General features: G+C 58.6%; 18 protein-coding genes and 1 pseudogene. 13 read left to right on the top strand and 6 right to left on the bottom strand.

The features are described from left to right. Positions 1-11 precede the first annotated feature (11 nt). Together argF and arcC are read left to right on the top strand one after the other, a co-directional pair. Positions 12-1,013, top strand: coding sequence for an ornithine carbamoyltransferase (argF, locus tag ATN84_RS19650; protein ID WP_068883873.1), 1,002 nt, complete (start codon positions 12-14; stop codon positions 1,011-1,013). Positions 1,014-1,016: 3 nt separating this feature from the next. Next, a complete protein-coding gene (gene arcC / locus ATN84_RS19645; protein ID WP_068883871.1) occupies positions 1,017-1,934 on the top strand; it encodes a carbamate kinase in 918 nt (305 codons plus the stop codon). 13 nt (positions 1,935-1,947) lie between these two features. Here the strand turns inward: arcC and ATN84_RS19640 are convergent, their stop codons facing one another. Then, positions 1,948-2,790, bottom strand: a complete 843-nt coding sequence (locus tag ATN84_RS19640; protein WP_068883869.1) for a universal stress protein — start codon at positions 2,788-2,790, stop codon at positions 1,948-1,950. A gap of 194 nt (positions 2,791-2,984) precedes the next feature. Beyond that, on the bottom strand, positions 2,985-5,654 hold the full coding sequence (locus ATN84_RS19635) for a cation-translocating P-type ATPase (protein ID WP_082766396.1): 2,670 nt from the start codon (positions 5,652-5,654) through the stop codon (positions 2,985-2,987). 503 nt (positions 5,655-6,157) lie between these two features. Here ATN84_RS19635 and ATN84_RS19630 point away from each other — a divergent pair. From ATN84_RS19630 to ATN84_RS19610, 5 genes are all read left to right on the top strand, one after another. Next, a complete protein-coding gene (locus ATN84_RS19630) occupies positions 6,158-7,144 on the top strand; it encodes an ABC transporter permease (RefSeq protein WP_068883867.1) in 987 nt (328 codons plus the stop codon). A 91-nt stretch (positions 7,145-7,235) separates the two neighbouring features. Further along, a complete protein-coding gene (locus ATN84_RS19625; RefSeq protein WP_068883865.1) occupies positions 7,236-8,234 on the top strand; it encodes a substrate-binding domain-containing protein in 999 nt (332 codons plus the stop codon). A gap of 88 nt (positions 8,235-8,322) precedes the next feature. Next, entirely contained in the window at positions 8,323-9,891 is a 1,569-nt protein-coding gene (locus tag ATN84_RS19620) for a sugar ABC transporter ATP-binding protein (protein WP_068883863.1), read from the top strand. After that, on the top strand, positions 9,888-10,919 hold the full coding sequence (locus ATN84_RS19615; protein ID WP_068883861.1) for an ABC transporter permease: 1,032 nt from the start codon (positions 9,888-9,890) through the stop codon (positions 10,917-10,919). The genes ATN84_RS19620 and ATN84_RS19615 overlap by 4 nt, the downstream gene beginning before the upstream one ends. Before the next feature lie 71 nt (positions 10,920-10,990). Beyond that, positions 10,991-11,935 carry a carbohydrate kinase family protein gene (locus ATN84_RS19610; RefSeq protein WP_068883860.1) on the top strand — a complete coding sequence of 315 codons (945 nt, stop codon included), beginning with the start codon at positions 10,991-10,993 and terminating at the stop codon, positions 11,933-11,935. A gap of 43 nt (positions 11,936-11,978) precedes the next feature. Here the strand turns inward: ATN84_RS19610 and ATN84_RS19605 are convergent, their stop codons facing one another. Further along, on the bottom strand, positions 11,979-12,959 hold the full coding sequence (locus ATN84_RS19605) for a sugar-binding transcriptional regulator (protein WP_068883858.1): 981 nt from the start codon (positions 12,957-12,959) through the stop codon (positions 11,979-11,981). 223 nt (positions 12,960-13,182) lie between these two features. Here ATN84_RS19605 and ATN84_RS19600 point away from each other — a divergent pair, with 223 nt between their 5' ends. After that, a complete protein-coding gene (locus ATN84_RS19600) occupies positions 13,183-15,240 on the top strand; it encodes a bifunctional aldolase/short-chain dehydrogenase (RefSeq protein WP_068883856.1) in 2,058 nt (685 codons plus the stop codon). A 113-nt stretch (positions 15,241-15,353) separates the two neighbouring features. Here the strand turns inward: ATN84_RS19600 and ATN84_RS19595 are convergent, their stop codons facing one another. After that, positions 15,354-15,752, bottom strand: coding sequence for a RidA family protein (locus tag ATN84_RS19595; protein ID WP_068884366.1), 399 nt, complete (start codon positions 15,750-15,752; stop codon positions 15,354-15,356). Positions 15,753-16,202: 450 nt separating this feature from the next. Here ATN84_RS19595 and ATN84_RS19590 point away from each other — a divergent pair. Continuing rightward, a pseudogene (locus ATN84_RS19590) lies at positions 16,203-17,096 on the top strand (helix-turn-helix domain-containing protein). A 44-nt stretch (positions 17,097-17,140) separates the two neighbouring features. Here ATN84_RS19590 and ATN84_RS19585 read toward each other — a convergent pair. Then, positions 17,141-19,294 carry a TonB-dependent siderophore receptor gene (locus ATN84_RS19585; protein ID WP_068883855.1) on the bottom strand — a complete coding sequence of 718 codons (2,154 nt, stop codon included), beginning with the start codon at positions 19,292-19,294 and terminating at the stop codon, positions 17,141-17,143. A 330-nt stretch (positions 19,295-19,624) separates the two neighbouring features. Here ATN84_RS19585 and ATN84_RS19580 point away from each other — a divergent pair, with 330 nt between their 5' ends. From ATN84_RS19580 to ATN84_RS19565, 4 genes are read left to right on the top strand one after another with little or no spacing between them, the layout of a single operon-like run. Then, a complete protein-coding gene (locus ATN84_RS19580) occupies positions 19,625-20,623 on the top strand; it encodes an iron-siderophore ABC transporter substrate-binding protein (RefSeq protein WP_068883853.1) in 999 nt (332 codons plus the stop codon). After that, entirely contained in the window at positions 20,620-21,663 is a 1,044-nt protein-coding gene (locus ATN84_RS19575; RefSeq protein WP_068883851.1) for a FecCD family ABC transporter permease, read from the top strand. The genes ATN84_RS19580 and ATN84_RS19575 overlap by 4 nt, the downstream gene beginning before the upstream one ends. Further along, a complete protein-coding gene (locus tag ATN84_RS19570; protein ID WP_068883849.1) occupies positions 21,663-22,700 on the top strand; it encodes a FecCD family ABC transporter permease in 1,038 nt (345 codons plus the stop codon). Before ATN84_RS19575 ends, ATN84_RS19570 begins: the two co-directional genes overlap by 1 nt. Then, on the top strand, positions 22,697-23,542 hold the full coding sequence (locus ATN84_RS19565) for an ABC transporter ATP-binding protein (RefSeq protein ID WP_068883847.1): 846 nt from the start codon (positions 22,697-22,699) through the stop codon (positions 23,540-23,542). Before ATN84_RS19570 ends, ATN84_RS19565 begins: the two co-directional genes overlap by 4 nt. Here the strand turns inward: ATN84_RS19565 and ATN84_RS19560 are convergent. Next, positions 23,537-24,025, bottom strand: coding sequence for a nuclear transport factor 2 family protein (locus tag ATN84_RS19560; RefSeq protein ID WP_068883845.1), 489 nt, complete (start codon positions 24,023-24,025; stop codon positions 23,537-23,539). The genes ATN84_RS19565 and ATN84_RS19560 overlap by 6 nt on opposite strands. Between the last annotated feature and the right edge of the window lie 27 nt (positions 24,026-24,052).

The raw sequence follows: 24,052 nt of genomic DNA, 5'->3' as shown, positions 1-24,052 counted from the left end.
AGGTGATTACCATGCCGATCAATCTTCATGGACGCAGCGTCCTCTCGCTCCTCGATTTCAGGCCGGACGAACTCCGTTTCCTCCTGAGGCTCGCCGCCTCGCTGAAGGAAGCGAAATATGGCGGCTATGAGCAGCAAAGGCTGAAGGGCAAGAACATCGCCCTGATCTTCGAAAAGGATTCCACCCGCACCCGCACCGGCTTCGAGGTCGCGGCCTATGACCAGGGCGCGCATGTCACCTATCTCGGGCCGTCGGGCACGCAGATCGGCCACAAGGAATCCATGAAGGACACGGCCCGCGTACTGGGACGTATCTATGATGGCATCGAATATCGCGGCTTCGGTCAGGATCTGGTCGAGGAACTGGCGCGCTACTCCGGCGTGCCCGTCTATAATGGTCTCACCGACGAGTTCCATCCGACCCAGATCCTGGCCGATTTCATGACCATGCGCGAATATACCCATAAGCACCTCTCAGCGACTTCCTTCGCGTTTATGGGCGATGCGAACAACAATATGGGCAATTCGCTCATGGTAGGGGCGGCGCTCATCGGCATGGACGTTCGTCTCTGCGCGCCGCGGGAATATTGGCCCGATACCGATCTCATCGAGAAATGCCAGGAGATCGCATCGCGCACGGGTGCAAGGATTACCCTTACCGAGGACGTGAAGCAGGCTGTGGCCCATTGCGATTACGTCTATACCGATGTCTGGGTCTCCATGGGTGAGCCGCAATCGGCCTGGGCCGAACGCATCGAGAAACTGCAGAAATACCGCGTCACACGCGAGGTGATGGAGGCGACCGGCAATCCGCATGCGAAATTCATGCATTGCCTGCCGGCCTTCCACAATCGCGAGACCAGGACGGGCGAAAAGATTTTTCAGGAATACGGCATCGACTGTATGGAGGTGACGGACGAGGTGTTTGAATCGCCTGCCTCCGTCGTTTTCGATCAGGCGGAAAACCGGATGCACACCATCAAGGCGGTGCTGGTCGCCACGATCGGGAACTGAACGATGCTTGCAGTGATCGCCCTTGGCGGCAACGCGCTTTTGAAACGCGGCGAGCCGCTGACGGCCGAGAACCAGCGTGCCAATGTAAAACGCGCGGTGACAGCGATCGCAGAGGTCGTGAGTGCCGGCCATCGCGTCGTGGTCTGCCACGGCAATGGTCCGCAGGTGGGCCTGCTCGCACTCCAGTCGGCCGCCTACAAATCCGAGGAGGCCTATCCGCTTGACGTGCTCGGTGCGGAGACGGAGGGCATGATCGGCTATCTGATCGAGCAGGAACTGGAAAACGCGCTGCCCGACGGTCCGCGGGTTGCCACGCTGCTCACCCAGGTCGAGGTTGATCCGGCCGACCCTGCCTTCGACAACCCGACGAAGCCGGTCGGGCCGGTATATGAAAAAGGTGAGGCCGAATGGCTTGCAGCCACACGCGGCTGGGTGATCGCGCCAGATGGTGACAAATACCGCCGCGTGGTCGCCTCGCCGCTGCCGAAGCATATTCCCGACGTTTCCATCATCAAGCTTCTGCTCGATCAAGGCGTGATCGTCATCTGCGCCGGCGGCGGCGGCATCCCCGTTGTTCGCCGGGCGGACGGCAGCTTGACCGGCGTTGAGGCGGTGATCGACAAGGATCGCGCCGCCGAGCTCTTGGCCCGCAATCTGGGAGCCGATGCTCTCGTGATGTTGACGGACGTGGATGCCGTCTACCAGAACTGGGGCGAACCAGGCCAGAAGGCTATCGGCGAAATATCGCCCGACGAAATCGATGCTGAAGACTTTCCCGCCGGCTCGATGCGACCGAAGATCGAGGCCGCCTGCAATTTCGCCCTGGTGACCGGCGGCATGGCCGGTATCGGCGCGCTGCAGGATGCCCTCGGCATATTGGAAAGGCGCGCTGGAACAGTGATCGCCGGCCGGCCAGAGTAGGCCGGCTCATCGATCAATGCGCCATGAACAGCGGCACGGGAACATCATCGAGCAGCGATTGCGTGACGCCGCCCAGAATGGCCTGCCGGAAGCGTGAATGGACGAAGGCTCCCATGACCATCATATCGACCGACTCGTCAATGACGAGTTTGCGCAGCCGCGCCGCGGCGTCGCCTTCGATGGCCGAAAGCATTTCGATATGCGGTTCGCAAACGCCGTGTTGAAGAAGATATGTGCAAAGATCAGCACCCGGCGCCATGCGTGAGAGATCCTTCTCGCCCGTGACCGTTATGACGAAAATCGCTGCCGCCTGCTTGAGGAAGGGCAGGGCGTCGGCGACCGCTCGTGCCGAGCGAGCGCTGCCGTCCCAGGCGATGGCGATGCGCTGGGGCACGGCATTTCCTCCTGTTTTCGGTATGATCAGGATAGGACGGCCACTATCGAAGATAACGTCTTCTATCGCAATGCGTTGGGCATTGTCGTCGATCGCCGCGGCATCGAGAATGGTGACGTCATTCACCCTGGCCAGGCGCACCAGGCGACCGGTTCTGGGCTCAAGGGGTGAGAGCGTGTGCTCTGTGGTGCAGGACACCCCCGCCTTGCTGACGATCTCCCTCGTGCTGCTTGCCGATTGTCGGGTGATTTCCTCGTGCCGCTGAATCTCGCTCTTGAGAATGGCGGACACGGACCCGCCGGTTCTCGTTATCGGCAGATAGAAGGCCGATGGCAAGGTACACACGGTCAGACACGCGCCGTGCTGCTTTGCAAGGGTAATTGCGAAAGTGAGCGCTGGTGTCGCCGAGAAATTCTCTCGCGCGGCTATGCCCACGAGAATGCTTTTTATTTGTTCAGCCATGGTTTCAGCTTTCCATAATTGCCCGTCGACCGTCCTCACTTGCGTTGATGTGAGGACGTCGTTTCAAGCAAGCGCCTTTTCAGGATTGGACGTCCGTTTGCCTCAGCTGGCGTGGACGACATCCTTTCAAGTATTAATTTAACTGGAACGGCGGGAATGGGCCTTGACCCGCATCAAGGGATGAAGCCTGCGGATTATTTTTCAATCTGTCTGGATTGCTCTGTCGCCAATGTGGCGGGCCGCATGGTTCTCCGCCTGCCATCCCATCGTTTTTCCAATTCCATGACAACCAGCACAGTGGAGGCAATCAGCAGGAGAATGCCCCAGTCTGCAAACGAAACGGGGCCGATCTGCAGGACCTCGCGCAGACCGGGCGTGTACATCGCCCCGATATGCAGTCCCTGCGCCACAAGCACGCCCAGGACGAGCAATGGATTTGCGAACAGGGACTGATGGAACACCGAATGATGCTCTGATCGGCTGTTGAACGTCTGGAAATTCTCAAAGAGAACGAACAGGAGAAGCAGGAGGTTGCGTGCTTCAGTTTCTTCGTAACCGTGCTGAAGCAGCCACCAGAAGACGGCGAAACCGCCAAGCCCTATGACAAGTGTGGAATGCCACAGGCGGCGGATCATGACGCGGTCGAAGATCGGTTCCTTGGGATCACGTGGCGGATAGGTGAGTTCGTCGCCTTCCGCCTTTTCCGCCGCGAGCGCAACGTCCTGGATGCCGTTGGTAACGAGGTTCAGCCAGAGGAGTTGCACGGGAAGGAGCGGCATCGGCAGACCCAACGGAAAGGCAAGCAGGAAAAGCACGACTTCGGCCGCACCCGTTGATACCAGCATGAAAACGACCTTACGGATATTGGCATAGGCCACCCGGCCCTCCCGCACGCCGGCCACGATCGAGGCGAAATTGTCGTCGGTAAGGATGATGTCCGCGCTCTCCTTCGCGACATCCGCGCCTTTGCGTCCCATCGCGACGCCGACATGGGTGTGCTTGAGCGCCGGAGCATCATTGACGCCGTCCCCCGTCACCGCCACGAAATGTCCGTTACGCGCCAGTGACAGGACGATCGACAGCTTCTGCGCCGGGTCGACGCGGGCATAGATGCGGGCGTTGCGGGTCAGGCGATCAATCGCATCCGGGCCTTCCGCCTCCGCGTCGCGGACATCCTGGCCCGTCACCACCTGGTGGGGCGCGAAGTGAAGGCCGGCATCCCGGGCAATGGCGCTCGCTGTTCCCGGATCATCACCAGTGACCATGATCACCTCGATACCGGCCTCGTAGCAGTCGCGTATCGCGGCTGGCACCTCCGGTCGCACCGGGTCCTGCATACCGGCAAATCCCAGGAAAACCAGATCAACGAGATGACGGGCACCATATCGGCCGTCCGGTTCGGACGCGATCTCACCCTCAGCGAAGGCCAGGATGCGCAGTCCGCGGGCGGCCATATCCTCTTTCTGTCGGATGAGGGCTTCCCGGTCGATGGCAACAGCAGTGCCGCATGCGCTCATCCGATCGCACATGGCGATCAGCGTCTCTGGAGCGCCTTTCACGAATACGCGGATACCTGCCTTGCCCTCGTGGAAGGAGGCGGCATATTTCAGATCGGGCTCGTAAGGGATGCGCGTGAGAAGGGGATAGGCCTGTGTCGCCTCTTCCAGAATGATGCCCGTCTGCCGAGCCGCGGCAAGCAATGCCACGTCGACCGTGTCGCCGTAGCCTTTCCAGCCGTTGCCGTCTTGCACCAGGCGGCCCTCATTGGGCAGTGCGGCTGCTCTCAGCAAGCCGGCAATTCGCTCTCGGCCCGGTTCTGCACACGCATGGAGTACGCGATCGACATTGTCAGTGTCGTTTTGTGGCCTGTAGGTTACGCAGGTTCCGTCAGGCAGGCGGATGTCGGTGACCGTCAACTGGTTCATGGTCAGCGTACCAGTCTTGTCGGTGGCGATCAGCGTACAGGAGCCAAGGGATTCGATTGCCGGCATCTTGCGTATGATGACGTTTGCCGCCGCCATCCGCCGCATGCCGATCGCAAGCGCGACCGAGATCGCCACCGGAAGCCCCTCGGGTATGGCGGAGACGGCGAGGCCGATGGCCATCAGGAAAAGGTCGGAGAACGGCATGGCGCGGATGAGCCCGACAGCGATCAAAGCCGCAACCGCGACCCCGACGGCGAGGGCGATCATCCGGGAAAACCTCTCAAGACGGATCATCAGCGGAGGTTGGGAGACTGACGGCCTGTTGAGGTGCGCGGCTATTTTGCCGAGCTCAGTCTCCGCGCCGGTCGCGGTCACGAGGCCGCGCGCCCGGCCACGGGTGACCATGCTGCCGGCGAAGGCTGTTACCTGTTTCTCCCCAACGGTCTTTTTCACAGGCGCGGACTCACCGGTCAGCAGCGACTCGTCGCACTGCAGGTCCTCTGTCTGAAAAAGCTCGATGTCGGCCGGCACGCGTGCGCCTGCCTCGAGCAGCACGATATCGCCGGGGACGATCTGGCGCGCATCGATCTGGCGCTCGACACCTTCGCGCAGCACGGTCGCGTGAGGCTCTTCGAGATCGCGCAAGGCCGCTGCCGCTCGTCCGGCCGAATACTCCTGCACCGCGCCGATAGTGCCGTTCAGCAGGAGGACCGCACCGATGAAGATCGCGTCCTTGATGTCATTCAGCACCAGCGAGACGAGGGCCGCAGCAAGCAGGATATAGATGAGCGGGCTGAGAAACTGGCGCAGAAAAACGCGGATGAGCGAGACGGATTGCGGTTGCGGCAGCGCATTGGGACCAAAACGCGTGAGGCGTTCGGCTGCTTGTGCTTCGCTCAGTCCTAAGGCCTGTGCCGTCTGCGACATGGGCACCATCATTCTGCTTCCCAGGCTAACGCGCCACGAATGCAGGCAACGCGGCTTTATCGATCACGGAGCGGACCACCCTGCCGGGGAGGTGCTAGCACGTGTTCGGCACTGCCTTGATGATCATCGCGGCTCTTCCCAACAAGCGGACTTCCGCTCAGGCCTTCTTCTTACCGACAACAGGGGAAGTCGCCTTGCGCTAGGTCAAGCAGGCGGACTCCGAAGCCCTAATCCATGCGGCAATGCCGCGTTGTGATCGATTGGCCCCCAAATGAACGATTTCCTCCTTTGCAAATATTTGACAATATTCGGTAACATATCGACAAATGTCATAACCTGCATTATTGATGGACCGCAGGAGAGAGGGACGGTGGCTGCAAAGCGAAATATGTTGACAAGCGACAACTCGCTCTGACAAATGTCAGTACAAGGTGACATAATTCAATCGAACGCGATATCTGATTGATCGCAGGTTCGTCCAGGGGTGGGAGCCCCTGATATCGGGAGGAGATGACGTGTCGTCGTATGGCGTAGACAAGCAGACGCTTTTTCTGCTGTTGATCAATTGCGCGGTACTTGCCGCTGGAGCGGCCTTCGCCGGAGCCAACTTCATGGACAGCTACAATCTGCAGTCCATGGCGGCTCAGGTTCCGGAGCTCGGTCTTCTGGCGCTCGGCGTCATGCTCGCCATGGTGTCCGGTAATGGTGGCATCGACCTTTCCGGCATTGCTCTGGCCAATCTCGCAGGGATTGTTGCCTTTTTGTTAACCCGCCATTTCATTCCGGCCGCTGAGGCGCCGCTATTGTTTTCCTGGGTCTTTGCCGGGCTGGCGCTTGCGGTCGGGTTGGTTGGCGGGCTGATCAATGGAACCATGATTGCCTATGCAAGGCTGACACCGTTGATCGCAACGCTCGGCACGCAGCTCGTATTTACTGGCTTTGCGGTGTTTTTGACCAATGGATCGGCGATTAGCCTGGGTTATATCGAGCCGCTCGACAATTTCGGCAACATGCCGGTTCTGGGCGTGCCAATGTGCTTTGCGTTGTTTCTCGCCATTGCCGCATTGCTGGCTTTTGTCCTGAAGTACACCCCGTTCGGCGTAAAGTTGATGCTGTTGGGCAGCAATGCCAGGGCCGCCCGTTATGGCGGTATCAACGAGAAGCGCATGCTGCTTGTCACTTATACGATCTGCGGGGTTCTCGCTTCGATCGCCGGGATCATCATTGCCGCACGCAACTCTTCGGTAAAGTGGGATTATGGTGGATCATACGTGCTCATCGCCATTCTTATCGCCGTGCTTGGCGGCGTGAAGCCCGAGGGTGGATATGGCAAGGTCTTGTGCGTGCTTCTGGCTGCGACAGCGCTTCAGATTCTCTCAAGCCTGTTCAACTTCATGAACATTTCCAATTTCTTCCGCGACCTGGCCTGGGGCGTGTTGCTGCTGGTGCTTCTGGCGTCGGCGCAGGTTCACATCGATTATTGGTTGCGACCGAGGAGATGACCAATTCCCCGATGGCTGGCGGGGAGGAGTCTCGCGCGGGCCCGAGGGAATGAAATACAGGAATAAGCGTCTTAATAACTGGAGGAGAAACATGCGTATAATTTCCAAATTGGCTGCCTGCACGATGCTTACCGGCGCGATGATGGCCGGAGCCGCGGTTGCTGAGGACAAGCCGTCCATTGTGACGGTCGTGAAGGTCACCGGTGAAAACTGGTTCACCCGGATGAATGAAGGCGTCGATGCCTATGGCAAAGACAATGCCGATGTAAGTGTCAGCCAGGTCGGTCCGGCCAGGGCGGATGCTGCCCAGCAGGCGCGCATTCTGGAAGATCTGGTTGCAAAGAACGTTTCTGCGATTGCTGTCGTGCCGATGGATCCATCCGCACTTGAAGGCGTGCTTCGTCGCGCTGCTCAGCGCGGCATCAAGGTCATCGCGCATGAAGGCGACAGCCTCGTAAATGTCGACGTGGATATCGAGGCATTCGACAATAAGGCGTTTGGTACACGTATTAACGAAGCTCTTGCAAACTGCATGGGTAAGTCGGGCAAATGGACCTCCTTTGTCGGTTCACTGGGCAGCTTGACGCACAACCAATGGGTCGATGCCGGGGCGGAAAACGCAAAGCAGTATCCGGAAATGGAGCTGGTTGCCGAGAAGAACGAATCCTTCAACGACGCCAACAAAGCCTATGAAAAGGCCAAGGAAATTCTCCGCAAATATCCGGATATCAAAGGCTTCCAGGGCTCGTCGGCTATTGACGTGATCGGCATTGGCCGCGCCGTTGAAGAAGCCGGACTTCAGGATAAGACCTGCGTTTATGGCCTTGGACTGCCAAAGGACACCGGCCCCTATCTCGAAACGGGCGCCGTTGACCAGATCTTTTTCTGGGATCCGAAAAACGCCGGCTATGTGATGAACAAGGTCGCCGATCTGGTCCTCAAGGGCGAGGAGATCAAGGACGGCATGGATCTCGGCGTTCCGGGATATGAGAAAATGACCGTGATCAAGGGACCGGGCAAGGGCATCATCGTGCAGGGGCAGGCCTGGGTGGATGTCGACAAATCCAACTACAAGGATTTCCCGTTCTGATTAAGGGAAAGCCAGCCTGGTCGTATTCCGGGGCTGTTTGCACCAAGACAGCCCCGGAATGAGCGTCTGAGAGTCTCGGGAATTATCCATGCCTGCTACAGATTCAACACCTGCATCTCCGCCCCCCTTTCTTGAAATCAGAAACGTCAAGAAATCCTTCGGCGGCGTCAAGGCGCTGAAAGACGTCAGCCTTGTTATCGAAGCAGGCCAAATTTATCACCTGATGGGTGAGAATGGCTGCGGCAAGAGCACGCTGATCAAAATCCTCTCCGGCGCACAGCCTGCCGATGAAGGGCAGATCCTGATTGATGGTGAGCCAACCGGCGCACGCGCGGGCGATATCGGTGCCATCGGCTCTTTACGTGCCGGAATTGAAACGGTCTATCAAGACCTGTCGTTGCTGCCTAACCTTTCCGTGGCGGAAAACGTGGCCCTCACGGAACAGCTGGTGGAAGCCTCCGGAAGACTTGCGCGAAAGCTCGATGTTTCCGCGTTGCATGAAACTGCGCGACGCGCATTGGCGGAAGTCCATCTGCCAACGGATCCGGCTTTTCTCAAGCGTCGGACGGATACGCTGCCGCTTGCCACGCGTCAGCTCATTGCCATCGCCCGCGCCGTCGCTTCGGAAGCGCGTCTGGTTATCATGGATGAGCCGACCACGTCGCTGACGCGGCAGGAGGTCACCAATCTGCTGCGGGTCGTTGAGCGGCTGCTAAGCAAAGGCGTTGCCGTTCTTTTCGTGACCCATAAGCTTGATGAGTGTAAGTCGCTCGGCGGTCGCGCAATCATCATGCGTGATGGCCTGAAAGTTGCCGATCTCGACATTGCAACCCATAGCAAGGCCGAGTTCAGCCACTGGATGACGGGCCGTGAAATCAGCGAGACCCGATATCGCACGCACCCGAAATTGGGCGAGGTGATGTTGGAGGTCGAGCAACTCGGTGACGAACAAAATTTTCAATCCGTTTCGCTCAGCCTGAGGAAAGGTGAAATACTAGGTATTACCGGGCTGCTGGATTCAGGAAGAAATGAACTGGCTCTCGCTCTCGCCGGCGTGGTGCCTGCTCAATCCGGCCGAATAAGGTTGAACGGCAAGGAAATTGCACCCCAATCAGCCGCTGACGCTATCCGATACGGCATTGGCTATGTGCCGGAAGATCGCCTCACGGAGGGGCTGTTTCTCGAAAAGCCTATTCAGGACAATATAACACTGCCAATCCTCGATCGGCTGCGCAATGCATTGGGTGTTATCAGTTCCAGACGCGCCCGACAGGTCGCTGAGGAACGCGTTGCCGATCTGCAGATCGTGGCGCCGGATGTTTCGATCCCCGTCCAATCGCTTTCAGGCGGCAATCAACAGCGTGTTCTGATCGGGCGCTGGCTGACCATCAATCCGCGATTGCTCATTCTGCACGGACCGACAGTCGGTGTGGATGTCGGATCGAAAGACACGATCTTCCGCATCATCCAACGCCTGGCCGACGACGGGATGGGCGTTATCATCATCAGCGACGATTTGCCGGAGCTTCTGCAGAACTGTGATCGCATCCTTGTCATGCGCCAGGGCTGTGTCGTTGCCGCGCACAATGTCGATGGATTGACCGAAGACGCGATCTATCAGTCCATGGCGAGCACTGCAAAGGGGATCGCGCAATGACCGAAATTGCATCGGCAGGGACGTCCAGCGCTCAGCACAGGGGCATTTTGCTGCGGATCTGGGACCTTATGGGAAGCAGGCCTGAACTGTTCACGCTTTCGCTGACAGTGATTACCTGCCTCGTCGTCGTGGCGGCGAACCCAGATTTTCTTCAGATGAGCAATATGGTCGATATTCTACGCGCTTCGGTGGTGCGTGGTCTCTTCGCTATGGGCGTGCTCGTTGTTCTGGCATCGGGCGGCATTGACGTTTCCTTTACCGCCATAGCCGCTTTCGTCATGTACGCGCTGACCATGCTGGTGACAAACTGGTTCCCGGAAATGCCGATGGCGATCATTTTGATCCTTGCGGCTTTCGGCGGCGCGTGCTTTGGCGCGCTGAACGGCTTTCTCGTTCAAAAACTGCGCGCGCCCTCGCTGATCGTCACGATTGGCACGCAGTACGTTATACGCAGTTTTCTTCTGACCTTCGTTGGCACGGCATTGTTCATGAACATCCCCGCCGCGATGGATGCCTTTGGCAAGGCCTCTCTGTTTACGCACCGGGCAACGAATGGGGTTGTTTCCGTCTTGCCGGCGACGGTGTTGGTCCTGGTCGTTGCCGCCTTGGCGACATGGTTTATTCTTGAGCGCACGCTGATGGGGCGCGCGATCTTCGCGGTCGGTGGCAACCCATCCATTGCTGAACGCCTCGGCATCAATCTCTTCCGTGTGCGTATTTTTGTCTTCGCTTATGCAGGCTTGCTGGCCGGTATTGCCGGGGTGGTCCATGTCTCCAGCAATCGTCTTGCCAATCCTTTTGACCTGGCCGGAATGGAGCTTGAGATTATTGCCGCGGTTGTTCTCGGAGGCGCGCGTATCACGGGCGGATCAGGCACCGTCGTCGGAACATTGCTGGGCGTTTTGCTGATAACACTCGTCAGCAACGTGCTGATTTTCGTGGGCATCCCAAGCACCCTGCAACTTGTCATCGTCGGCGTTTTCATCCTGCTTGCAGGCACAATCTTTGCGCTGCGCAATCGAAGCTAATTGAACAAGAAATCAGCGGCGGTCCGCAGCAGTGCTGCCGGCTGTGCCGCGCGCGATCCGGGGAGGTTCTCATGTCTCACGATGTATCTGTCATTGGTCTCTACATTCTCGACGTTCTCGGACGGCCGGTCGATGCAATTCCGCCGGGCGGTAATGTGGAGTTCATCGATGAGATCAGGCTTACGGTTGCCGGAACCGCTGGCGGAACGGTTGTTGATCTCGCGAAACTCGGCCTGAACTGTTTGGCGGTTGGCGCCGTGGGTGACGATGAGAAAGCTGATTTTGTTCTGGCGACGCTGCAGCGTTTCGGTGTCGACACGGCACAGATGCAGCGGCTGAAAGGCGTTCCGACATCTTCGACGATCCTGAATATCCGCCGCAACGGCGATCGTCCGGCGCTGCATGCGCGCGGCGCGTCGGATCATTTCGAGATTGCCGATAGCGCGCTTGATGCGGTTCTGGCGCCGCCGATTGTCCATCTTGGCGGGACCGGATTGCTGGCGAAGCTTGACGGTGAGCCTAGCCGCAAATTGCTTGCCGAAGCGAAAGCGCGGGGCCGGACGACAACGTTCGATCTGTTGGGCGCCAATGACGACACGCTCGATCTCATTTCTCCGCTTTTCTCCTACATCGACTATTTCATGCCATCGATCGAAGAGGCAAAGCAGATTTCAGGTGCGGACGATGTCGAAGGCGCGGGGCGGTTTTTCCTGGAGCGCGGTGTGAAACACTGCGTATTCACCCTTGGCGGAGACGGCGTTTGCTACATGGATGCTTCGGGCGAGATATTGCGCCAGCCGGCATTCCAGATTGAAGTCGTGGATACGACAGGCTGTGGCGACGCTTTCGATGCGGGCTTCATTACGGGACTGCACCGCAAAATGGACGTGAAGACAGCACTGAATTTTGCGCAGGCATCAGCCGCTCTGGTGGCCACGGGACTTGGCTCCGATGCCGGCATCCGTTCTTTTGAGGATACGCTGGCATTCATGAACAGCGCGCCAATCAAGCATTGATCGGATTGTGCGGGCTGTGAGATACGGCCTGCGCCACTTCAGCCTATGTGGAGAGCAAAAGCTCGGCGGTTTCAAAATCCGTCACCAGATGTGTGGCGTAGCCGCCTGCGAGCACCGCGTGGATTGCATCCACCTTGTTCGTGCCGCCCGCAACGCAGAGCCTGCGCGGGACACGGCGCAGCTCATCAAGTTCGATGCCTATCACGCGCTGGTCAAGTTCACGGACGACCTGCTTGCCCGCCTTGTCGATGAAGCGGCAGATCAGTACCGCGACAGCGCCGTCGTTCGCATATGCCTCTATTTCTTCATCGCTGGTCACGTCGGCTATGCGCATCGTGCTTTCGGCAGAAAGCCCACCGACGCCGAAAACGATCATGTCTGATTGCGCGATAAGCTCGAATTGTCTTACCAGTGCGGGCTCGCCCATCAACGCGTCACGCAACTCGGCACTGCTCAAAACAGCAGGCGCCAGCATGTTGACGCTGGTCGCCCCTAAATTGCGCGCCATGATCGATGTACATAGCTCGGCCGAAAACTCCCGCTTGCCGATCGATGAGCCCGTGACCTGTACGACGGTAAGGCCCTCGATTGGGCGGGAAAGCGCAATTGCATCGGCAATGGCAAGCACCGTCCGGCCCCATGACACGCATATGGTGTCGCCAGGCTTCACCATGCGCTCCATAAGCCGGGCACCGCCGGTTCCAAGCGCCCGCAAGCGATTTTCCGCTGGAGCTGTCCTCTCGCTCGGGATAACGAGAACCTCCTCCAGACCATACTGGGAAGCGAGCTTGTGCGCTATTTCCGTGCGGGCGAGAATTTCCGGATTCATCAGAATTCTCACCACGCCCCGCTGCCGCGCTTCCTGCAGATAATTCACGATCGTGGCGCGGGAAACTCCCATCTTCTTCGCGATATCGTTCTGAGTAAGCTGGTCCTCATAATAGAGCCAGGCCGCCCATATGACAGCGTCGTCAAATTCAGTCGGGATGGCATGCGTAGACGGCTTCAGATCGTCCGATGTCATGCTGATTTCCTGATGTTGGTCATGAATCTGAGTCGCATAGAAAAGCGTTTTAATCAACAAGCCAATCAAGCGAGTTGACTAATGTCAGTATATAGTGTCAATTGTTTAAGAGCGAGGAGATATCTCCATAAATCTTTGTAATATCATGGAAATAAGTGAGTTTCCGTGAGCGCATACCTCTGCGCCTTTTTAGGTCGCAGATTGCCAACCGAGGAGCGAACAGATGAAATCGAATTGGTCGGACGCGGATTACGCCGCGGTTGTCGGTGCTTATGAGAAGGCCGGCATCAATCGCGATATTGCGATCCGCACATATACCACGCGTCTGTTGGGTTCTGAGCCGAAACTCGTCCTGCATGGGGGCGGCAACACGTCAGTCAAGACAACGCTGACCGACCATGACGGTACTCCCGTTGAGGTGCTCTGCGTAAAGGGCAGCGGTTGGGATATGGGCAAGATCGAGCCTGGCGGCCTGCCGGCGCTACATCTTGAGCCGCTGAAAGCCATGGTGAATTATGAAACGCTCAGCGATGACGACATGGTGATGTTGCAGCGTCGGCTGCTTCTCGATCCGTCTTCACCCAATCCATCGGTTGAAGCAATCCTGCACGCGATCCTTCCCTTTAAACATGTAGATCACACGCATGCCAATGCGATCGTCGCGCTGACCAACCAGCCGAACGGGGAAGTGATCATCCGCGAACTGTTTCCCGAAATGATCATAGTGCCCTATGTCATGCCGGGCTTTGATCTGTCGAAGGCCTGTTTGAAGGCATTCTCCGAGCGTCCGGATGCGCCCGGAATGGTTCTTCTCAAGCATGGCATATTCACATGGTCTGAGGATCCGCGTACGGCCTATGAAAACATGATTGAGGCCATTGATAGGGCAGAAAAGCGTATTGCCAGAGGTGATCCCTATCCCTTTGGCCGGGCAAGCACCCAAAGTCGGAGAGATGGGCTCGCCACTGTCGCGGAAATAGCGCCGATCTTGCGTGGAGCCATAGCTCTTCCAGGCAAAGACGAAGGGCGTCCGCGCCGTTTTATCATGGAGCATCGCGCGAATGACGACATTCTCGACTTCTGCGGCGCTCCCAATGTTGCGGATCTTGTTCGGCGCGGCAATGCGACACCGGAACACGTGATCCATATCAAGCGGTTTGGCATCGCCTTACCCGCGCCGAGGGCCGACGACCTGGAGCGATGGGGTCGGACCGTCAAAGATGCGGTAACGACTTATGTCGCTGACTATAAAGCTTATTTCGAGCGCAATAATGCGCGCGTCGGCAGCGGAAAGACGATGCTCGATCCGATGCCGAGGGTCTTTTATGTTGAAGGTATCGGCTTGTTTGCTGCCGGGCCAACACAAAAATCCGCGCGCATCGGCGCGGATGTCGCGGAAGCGACGATTGAGGTCATACGCGGTGCTGAAGGGATCGATCGGTTCGAGGCCCTGAGTGAGGAAGATCTTTTCGACATAGAATACTGGTCACTCGAGCAGGCCAAGCTCGCTAAACAAACCGAGAAGCCGCTCAACAGGCAGGTTGCCGTCATCACCGGCGGGGCAGGTGGTCTGGGTCTTGCGATTGCACGGCAATTGAGAAGCCAAGGTGCCGAAATTGCCTTGATTGATATCGATGCGGAACGCGTAAGCGCTGAAGCGAAACGGTTGGGCGGCAAGGCTGTGACCTGTGATCTGACCGACCCGTTGGCCGCCGACAAGGCGATCGCGGAAATAACGGCAACCTATGGCGGTGTGGATATACTGGTGTCCAACGCCGGAGCAGCCTTTCAAGGTGCGCTGGCAGCGGTGGATGATGCGTTGTTCAAGTCGGCTTTCGATCTGAATTTCTGGAGCCATCACTATATTGCCCGCGCTGTCGTCAAAGTCATGAAGCGTCAGGGGACTGGCGGTTCGATCGTCTTTAACGTCAGCAAGCAGGCGGTGAATCCGGGGCCCGATTTTGGCCCTTACGGCACGTCGAAAGCAGCCCTAATGGCATTGATGCGTCAGTATGCTTTGGAACATGCAGCTGACGGGATCACCGTGAATGCCGTTAACCCGGACCGTATCCGAACCGGCCTGATGACGGATGAAATGGTTGAAGAACGCGCGCGGGCGAGGGGCGTCGCACCGAAAATATACATGCGCGGCAATCTTCTCAGGCGCGAGGTGCTGGCAGATGATGTCGCGGAGGCATTCCTGCATCTTGTTACAGCCCGCACATCGACAGGGGCTGTCATCACCGTCGATGGGGGAAATGTTGCCGCGATGATGCGCTAAGCGGATGCGACCTGGGCCGCATCCGCAGCGTCGTTGCCGAGCCTGCGAGCCGTGACCGTCCCCCGTGATTGCTTGGGCGATCCTTCGGCAGGCCTTTTATCTCAAGGAATCAATCAGGTAGACTGGGGAATTCGCGCGATGACTTTGATCTCGAAATCGAAGCCCGCCAGCCAGTTTACACCCACGGCAGTCCAGTTCGGGTAGGGCGGTTTGCCGATCACCTTCAGCCGAACGGCGTTAACCGTCTCGAACTGCCTGGCCGGATCGGTATGGAAGGTAGTTACGTCAACGACGTCGTCGAACGTGCACCCTGCGGCCTTCAAGACGGCCGCCAGATTGTCGAAGGCAAGCTGGACTTGTTTCTCGAAGACGGGCTCGGGCGAACCGTCCTCACTGCTGCCGACCTGACCCGAGACAAACAGAAGGTCGCCCGAGCGTATCGCCGCGGAATAGCGGTTGATCTCGTAGAGCGCCTGCCGACCGGCAGGGAAGATGGCATCGCGTTTGGTCATTACGTTGGTCCTGTTCTTGATTTGGCAGTCGGGATCCTCGGCCATCGCAACGCGTCGTCATCGGGATGATGAAAGACTTTCGTTTCGCTTTGGGAGGTTGGGATCATCTGCACTGGCGTTTCCGGGCGCATTGAGATACGCTCCGTATGTCAACTTATTGCAACATACGTGTCGTATGTCAATACACATGCGCACCGTATGTTATTTGTGCGAACGGATGTCGGGTCAGGAACGGCAAGACTGGGACCAACGGGGGGATACATCACGCGCCTTGCCATGACGAATAAACATGATATTTATTCTCATATTAAGAGAGCGCTCAGACCAATATGCGTGATCGCCGCTCGTTCCTGAACGCCGTTGGAGAAGCCTGGCTACAATGAGATCCCTTGTCGAAATACCACGCCAGGGTATTCCATCTATCCTGGTAAGTGCTGACGGCCTCCGGCAATGAGCTATCGGCATTCGATGACCTGCTATACGGAAGGCATTCGGGCGGTCGCGCCGGTCAAATGGCGCGGTCTTGACGGAATGATGAGTGTTTTCTGGGATGCGGAAGGCCAGTCCGGGGCCAGGGCCTATTACCTCTCGCCCGATCCGCGCATCGTCATCTTTTTCAACGACGTCGCGTCCCATATCCGGATGACCAACAAGGACGGAGGATTAGGACGATACGATCGTCCCATGACGCGTGCCATCTATGTGCCTGCAGGCGTCCCCCTGTGGACCAATTTCACCTCCTCCCATCGCTTCTCGCATCTGGATCTTCATCTGCACAAGGACTGAGTGCTGAGGTTCCTTTCACCGTCTGTGGGAAGATCGGTTGCACTGACGGCATTGCGCCGTCCGGTGGAAATTCAGGATATTGGTGCTATCGAAACGCTGGCCGGCTTGCTGGTCGATGAAGTGTCGAACCCTTCGAAACATGCCGTCTACGCTGAAAGCCTTGTCGGCAGCATTGTAGCCGGTCTGCTGGATATTCCCGAGCAAGACAGCGGGCAAGCCAGTGGCAGGCTCACCCAGGCGCAGATGAACAAGCTGATCGCGCGCATCAATGCCCGCAGCGATTGCCGCTTGACGATCGCCGAAATGGCGACGACGGTTGGCCTGTCCGAGAGCTGGTTTGCCCATGTCTTCAAGCAGACGACGGGCAGGACGCCGCTGCAATGGCAGCTCGCAAGGCGCATCGAGCTTGCGCAAAAACTGTTACGCGAGAGCGATCTGACGGTGGCGGGAGTTGCGGCCCAACTCGGGTTTTCCGATCAGGCCCATCTGACAAAGGCGTTTCGGCAGATTGCGGGAGAAACGCCAGCGGCTTGGCGGCGGACGCACCAAATCCGCTGATGCCGGTATGTTCCACCCGAAACTGGCCGGGTGGGACGGGGTAGCTACCACGTCTGGCGCAGCGTTGCGTAAACCGTGCGGCCGGGATTGTAGTAGTATGCGCCGCCATCATCATTGGCGATATGCTTCTCGTCGAAGAGATTGCTGGCGTTGATCTGGAGCGTCGTATTCTCCTGAATCTTATAAGTGAAGGCGGCGTCAAAGACCACGGCGCCGTCCGACTTCCGGGTATTTGCGTTATCGAAGTAATACGAACCGGTATAGCGAGCACCGAGCCCGAAGGTCATGTCGCCGCGAGTGCCGTTGCCTTCCAGTGTATAGGTGCCCCACATCGAAGCCAGGTGCTCCGGAACCTGCGCGAAGCGCTTGCCATCGTACTGGCCGTCACCGTCTTCGACGATCCTGGAATCGATGTAGGAATAGGCGGCGATCAGGTTGATGTTATCAGTTATCTCAGCCTTGGCCTCGAGATCGATGCCACGGTGCCGGACCTTGTCGACCGTTGCCGGCAGGTAGGTCGGAGCCTCGAAGGTCGTAATGTTCTCCATCGTTAGATCGTAGACGGACGCGCTGAACAAGGCGGGGAATGCATCCGGGCGATATTTGACCCCGACTTCATACTGCTTGCCGGACGTGGGCTCGTTCCCCGTGCTCGGTGGCGCGACGGATTCTGCATAGCTTGTAAAGACCGCCAGTTCGTTGGTGATCTTGTAGCTCAAGCCGAAGCGCTTGCTGAGTTCGCTGTAATCGCCCGTCGCCGTGGTGCCTGCGAGCCGGTTTCTCTCTTCAAGGTCAAGCCAATCGTTGCGAAGACCGATGCTCACGGTCAATTTGTCGAAGAAGGTCAGATCCTGCTGGAGGTAGATCGCCTTCGTTGTCTGGTCGTTTGTTCTGCTGGTCGTGGGCGGAATGGTGCCGGGCACACCGGAATAGACCGGATTCTCCCAATCGATGCCAGACGCCGTCCCACCCCAGATCGGCGGATATAAAGCATAGTTGTTGTTCTCGGATTTGATCTTGTTGTGATCGACGCCGACAAGCGTACGGCTTTCCACCTGGTCGAAGTTCGCTTCATAGAGGAAGTGCGCGTCGACGACGAACTGTCGGTTGGAACCATCGCCGCCGAAGAAGATGCGATCTGCCATGGTATCCGATGGGTCGCTGGCACCCAAGGCATCGTAAACATAGGCGTAGCCGAATCCGGTATCCGCCCTGCTGTAGCGCGCGTTGGAGTGGAAGGTCAGACCATTGCCGAAATCGTGGTTGAACATGACACTATACGTGTTCCTGTTCGTCGTATCGTAGTTATAGCCCGGCTCGCCGAAGAAGCGATCCCTGTCGAAATCCGTAAATCGCGGATGGCCGCCGCCGCTGGGGGTGCCGTCCTTATCCAGGTGATCGAAAACGAAAGTCAGGCTGGTGGCATCGGTCGGGCGCCAGGTCAGGCCGCCCATGATGAAATTTTCGTCGTCCCGCGAATAATCGTATTCAGCGTCCGACCGCTGGAACTTTCCGGTCAGGCGGTAGGAGAGGGTGTCGTCCTTGGTGATGTTATCGCCGAAATCGAAACCTGTCTCCTTGTGCTTGAACGAACCGCCCGTGCCATAGACCTCGCCGAAACGCTCGGTTCTAGGTGTTTTGGTAACATAGTTCACCGACCCGCCGGGATCGGAAACCCCGAAGCCCGTGGAATTGGCTCCCTTCAGCACCTCGACGCGCTCGAAGGCATAGGGCTCCTCCCGGATCCCGCTCCAGGTTCTGCCGATGACCAGTCCGTCGCGATATGTAAAGGGCGCGAAACCGCGGATTTTGAAATAGTCGAAACGATCATCCGAGCCGTAGAAATCCGTCACCACACCGGCGGTGTATTGCACGACCTGCTCGATGCTCTCCGCGCCGCGCTCCTGTATTTCCTTGGAGGTGATGACGGAGACAGTAGCAGGCGTTTCCAGGATATCCGCCGGCATCTTGCCGACGCCCGTGGTCTTTGTTGCGACGATCGACCTTGCATCGTCGTCGCCGCCGTCACTATCGACAACAATGGCGTCGAGAACGGTGATGGAACCTGAATCTTCAGTCTCTTGAGCCAGCGAACTCACTGGCGGAAAGGTGATGAGTGCCGTGCAACCCAGTAACAGCGCATACCGGTAGCTGGCTCTTCCCCGCCTGTGGTTGCCGCCTGTCGTTTCAATTTCCATGATCAAGTTCCAGAATTTGATTATCGTTGCCCACTACCGGCGGGCGCCGGCATCACCCACGGCTTCCCAGAGCTCCATGATCCCCAAGCATCCCCCGCGTCCGGACGCCCCAAACATTCCAGCATGCCATGAGCCGGTAGCGAGGGTGTCTGACGTAGCCTCGCGCCTATTAACTTGAGCGTGTTTATCCAGTATTGTAAATTTCCCTGTTTTTGTAGGAATCTACGGAAACTTCGGTGCTCTTCTGCACAGGCGCCGATAGCTGGCTTGACGTTGCCTGATGAACCTGAGAGTAAAAGTCAACTTAAAACATCATGGAGAGTTTCGCCAATGCTGCGGTTCTTCCGCTTGTCGGTACTGCTTGCCGCGACATGGGTATCGGTCATTGCATTCGGTTGGGCATGGGCCGGGGAGAACACCTCTTATCCCATCGTCATCAAGCATGCTCTGGGCACGACGATCATCCCCGAAAAGCCGAAGCGGGTTGCAACGGTTGCCTGGGCGAACCATGAGGTGCCGCTGGCGCTCGGAATTGTGCCTGTCGGATTTGCAGCAGCCAATTTCGGCGATGATGACGGCGATGGGTTGCTGCCCTGGGTTGCCGAAAGACTGGCCGAGCTCGGCGCTGAGAAGCCGGTGCTGTTCGATGAGGGTGACGGCATTGATTTCGAGGCGGTGGCTGCCACCAATCCCGATGTGATACTGGCGTCCTATTCCGGTCTGAGCCAATCAGATTACGACATGCTGAGCCGGATCGCTCCGGTCGTCGCCTATCCTGAATCCCCCTGGGCGACCGACTGGCGCGAGATGATCCGCTTCAACAGCGCCGGGCTGGGCATGATGGCCGAGGGTGAGGCGCTGATCGCGCGGATCGAGGGTGAAATAGCCCGCAGCGTCGCCCGACATCCCGGACTTAAAGACAAGTCGGCGATGTTCATCACCCATCTGGACACGACAAATCTAAGCATAGTCAACTTCTATACAGCCAACGATACACGCGTGAAATTCTTCCGGGATCTGGGATTGAAATCGCCGCAAAGCGTTGTCGATGCATCGAAGCCCGGGCAGTATTCAGGCGGAATCAGCGCCGAAAGGATCGATGCCTTCGACGATGTGGATATTGTCGTAATCTATGGCGGTTCGGAGTTGCAGAAGGCGTTGGCCGCCGATCCTCTGACATCGCGAATGCCTGCCGTCGAGCATGGTGCGCTGGTCATGCTGGGTCACGATCCATTGGGAACGGCGGCCAATCCGACGCCATTATCGATCTCGTGGGTTCTTGATGATTACGTGGACCTGCTGGCCAAAGCTGCCGCAAGAACCAAATGATTGCCAGCGGCATCACAACTTCGGGACGGGCGATTCCCTCCTACCGGGCCAATGGAATCAAAGTGCTGTGGCTGTTTGCGATGGTCGCAGGCCTCGGTCTTCTGCTCACCCTCTCGGTCGCAGTCGGCACGCGCTACGTCGGATGGGCTGACATCATGGCTGCGCTCGGCGGCAAGGTCGACAGTATCGATCAGGCGGCGGTGGCTGTGCGCATTCCGCGAACCCTGCTTGCGGGTCTGGCCGGCGCATCGCTTGGACTTGCCGGGGCGATCATGCAGGGGGTGACGCGCAATCCGTTGGCCGATCCCGGCATATTGGGCGTCAACCTTGGCGCCTCGCTGGCTGTCGTGATTGGTGTCGCATGGTTCAATATCGCATCGGCCGACGCCTACATCTGGACTGCGGTGCTGGGGGCCGGCGTCTCGGCGGTTTTTGTTTACACGATCGGTTCGCTGGGCCGTGGCGGGGCAACGCCGCTGAAGCTGGCGCTGGCCGGCGTCGCAACTTCGGTTGCCTTTTCCTCAATGGTGCTTGCGGTTGTCTTGCCGCGGGCCGACATCGCCGGGGGCATTCGTTCATGGCAGGTCGGGGGAGTAGGCGGGGTGACCTTCAGCGCCATCGCGCATGCCCTGCCGTTCCTTGTCGCGGGCTTCGCGCTTTGCCTCATATCGGCGCGAAAGCTGAACTCGCTCGCCCTGGGCGACGAACTGGCAGCGGGGCTGGGCGAGCGCGTGGCGGTGGCGCGGGCGGTGGCGGCGTTCGGTGCGATCCTTCTTTGCGGTGCGACCACCGCTATTTGCGGACCGATCGGCTTCGTCGGGCTGGTCGTGCCACATATCTGTCGCCTGCTGGTCGGGGTCGACCATCGCTGGCTTTTGCCGTTCTCCGCGCTGGCAGGAGCATGCCTGCTGCTGGCCGCCGATATTGTCGGCCGTATCATTGCCCGCCCCAACGAACTTGAAGTCGGCATTGTTACGGCCTTTGTCGGCGCGCCGTTCTTCATCTGGATCGTCAGACGCCAGCGGGTTCGTGATCTCTAATGACGCTGTCCTCTCCCATCGATATCGTCATCCATGGCCGCCGCAGCCGCGCGGGCAGGCGTCGAATGGTGATCGTGCTTCTGCTTGGCCTGATTGTTGCGCTCGTTGCCATGACCTTGATGCTCGGCCAAAACTACACGGCGCCGGGCGATGTCCTGCGTGTGCTACTGGGCCAGGACGTGACGGGCGCCGCCTTCGCCGTCGGGCAATTGCGCCTGCCTCGCGCGGTTCTGTCACTACTGGCCGGGCTCAGTTTCGGGATGGGCGGCGCGGCCTTCCAGATCATGCTGCGCAATCCGCTTGCCAGCCCTGATATAATCGGCATCAATCTTGGCGCCAGCGCCGCGGCTGTCTTTGCCATCGTTATTCTGCAGTTGAATGGTCCGGCGGTGTCGATCTTTGCCGTGACGGCAGAGCTGGGTGTGGCGCTTGCGATTTACGCGCTGTCCTTCCGCAATGGCGTTGCCGGCACCCGACTGATCCTCGTGGGAATCGGGGTTGCCGCCATGCTGGAAAGCTTCATCGCCTATACCCTGTCCCGTGCCCCCGCATGGAACCTGCAGGAGGCGATGCGCTGGCTCTCGGGCAGCGTCAATGGCGCGCAGATCGGCCAGGCGGTTCCCGTCCTGCTGGCGCTTGCGGTTTTCGGCGGGCTGCTTTTGAGCAGGGCGCGCGATCTGGACACGCTGAAACTGGGCGATGATACCGCTGCGGCACTCGGCACCAACATCGCCCTGACCCGCGTCATCGTGATGGTCGCGGCCGTCGGCATCATCGCCGTCGCCACCGCCGTGACAGGTCCGATCTCTTTCGTGGCGTTTCTTTCCGGATCGATCGCCGCTCGCATGCTTGGCGGCAACGGATCGCTGCTGATCCCGTCGGCCCTGGTCGGCGCCGTGCTGGTCTTGCTTGGCGACTATGTCGGACAGTTCCTGTTGCCCGGCCGCTACCCCGTAGGCGTTGTCACAGGCGCGCTGGGGGCGCCATACCTGATCTATCTCATCATACGGCTCAACCGAAGCGGAGGTTCTTTATGACCGCCCACACCCTGACCGCCAGTCAGCTTTCGGCCGGATATGGCGACGCCGTCATTTTGGAAGGGCTGGACCTTGACGTGCCGGCCGGCAAGATCACCGCCATTGTCGGCGCCAATGCCTGCGGGAAATCCACATTATTGCGCACGATGTCCCGGCTCATCTCGCCGCGTCGGGGGCATGTGCTGCTTGATGGCAAGTCGATTCATCGCATGCCGCCAAGGCAATTGGCACGAACGCTCGGCCTGTTGCCCCAGTCGCCCATCGCGCCGGAGGGCATCACTGTCGCCGATCTGGTCAGCCGCGGACGGCATCCTCATCAAGGGATGCTGTCGCGCTGGACCCGCGGGGATGACGAGGCCGTGGCGGCAGCCCTGGAGGCGACCAAGACGGCAGCACTGGCCGACCGTCCGGTCGATAAACTGTCCGGCGGCCAGCGCCAGCGGGTCTGGATCGCCATGGCGCTTGCACAGCGCACCGATGTTCTGCTGCTGGATGAGCCGACCACATTCCTCGACATCAGCCATCAGGTCGAAGTGCTGGACCTGCTGATCGATCTCAATCAGGCGCGCGGCACCACGATCGTCATGGTGCTGCATGACTTGAACCTTGCCGCGCGCTATGCCGATTACCTTGTCGCAATGACGGGAGGGCGTCTGCACATCTCCGGCAAGCCGGAGGAGGTGCTGACGGAAGAGACTGTGCACCATGTCTTCGGCCTTGAAAGCCGCATCATCACCGACCCTATCTCGGGCAGACCAATCATGCTCCCGATAGGTCGGCACCGGATGACAGCGGGGCAAATTGTCGATCCTGGAACGGACCGCCGTCCTGCCACACTATAGACCCAGTTCAGAGAGCCCCGGATGATCCAGAGGGCGCGGGCCCTGAGGCCAATGGAATTTCCTGTCCGCTTGCCGGATCGGCCGATCATTGATGCTAGCGAACCGAACTTGCATCAGTCCTTGTGGATTAAATTCCCAGTTTTCATTTCCATATGAGCGAAACCAGTTACCGGCGTCGTCATGCCACTCATAGGCAAAGCGGACGGCAATGCGGTTCTCCGTGAAAGCCCAAAGTTCCTTGATAAGACGATAATCCAGTTCACGAGACCATTTGCGCGTGAGGAATTCGACGATCTCAGAGCGGCCGACGGGAAACTCCGCCCTATTGCGCCAGCGACTATCTGGCGTATAGGCGAGCGAGACGCGTTGCGGATCGCGTGAGTTCCACGCATCTTCCGCCATCCGGACCTTCTGGACCGCCGTCTCATGGGTAAATGGGGGAAGCGGCGGCCTGTTTTCAGAAATGTTGTCTGCCGAAGACATAGGGGTCCCTTTCAATTTTGCCGTGTC

It is taken from the genome of Paramesorhizobium deserti, from assembly GCF_001558695.1.
Taxonomy (GTDB): domain Bacteria; phylum Pseudomonadota; class Alphaproteobacteria; order Rhizobiales; family Rhizobiaceae; genus Paramesorhizobium; species Paramesorhizobium deserti.
Note: the sequence above shows the minus strand (reverse complement) of the source record. Positions and strands in the feature narration are given on the sequence as shown.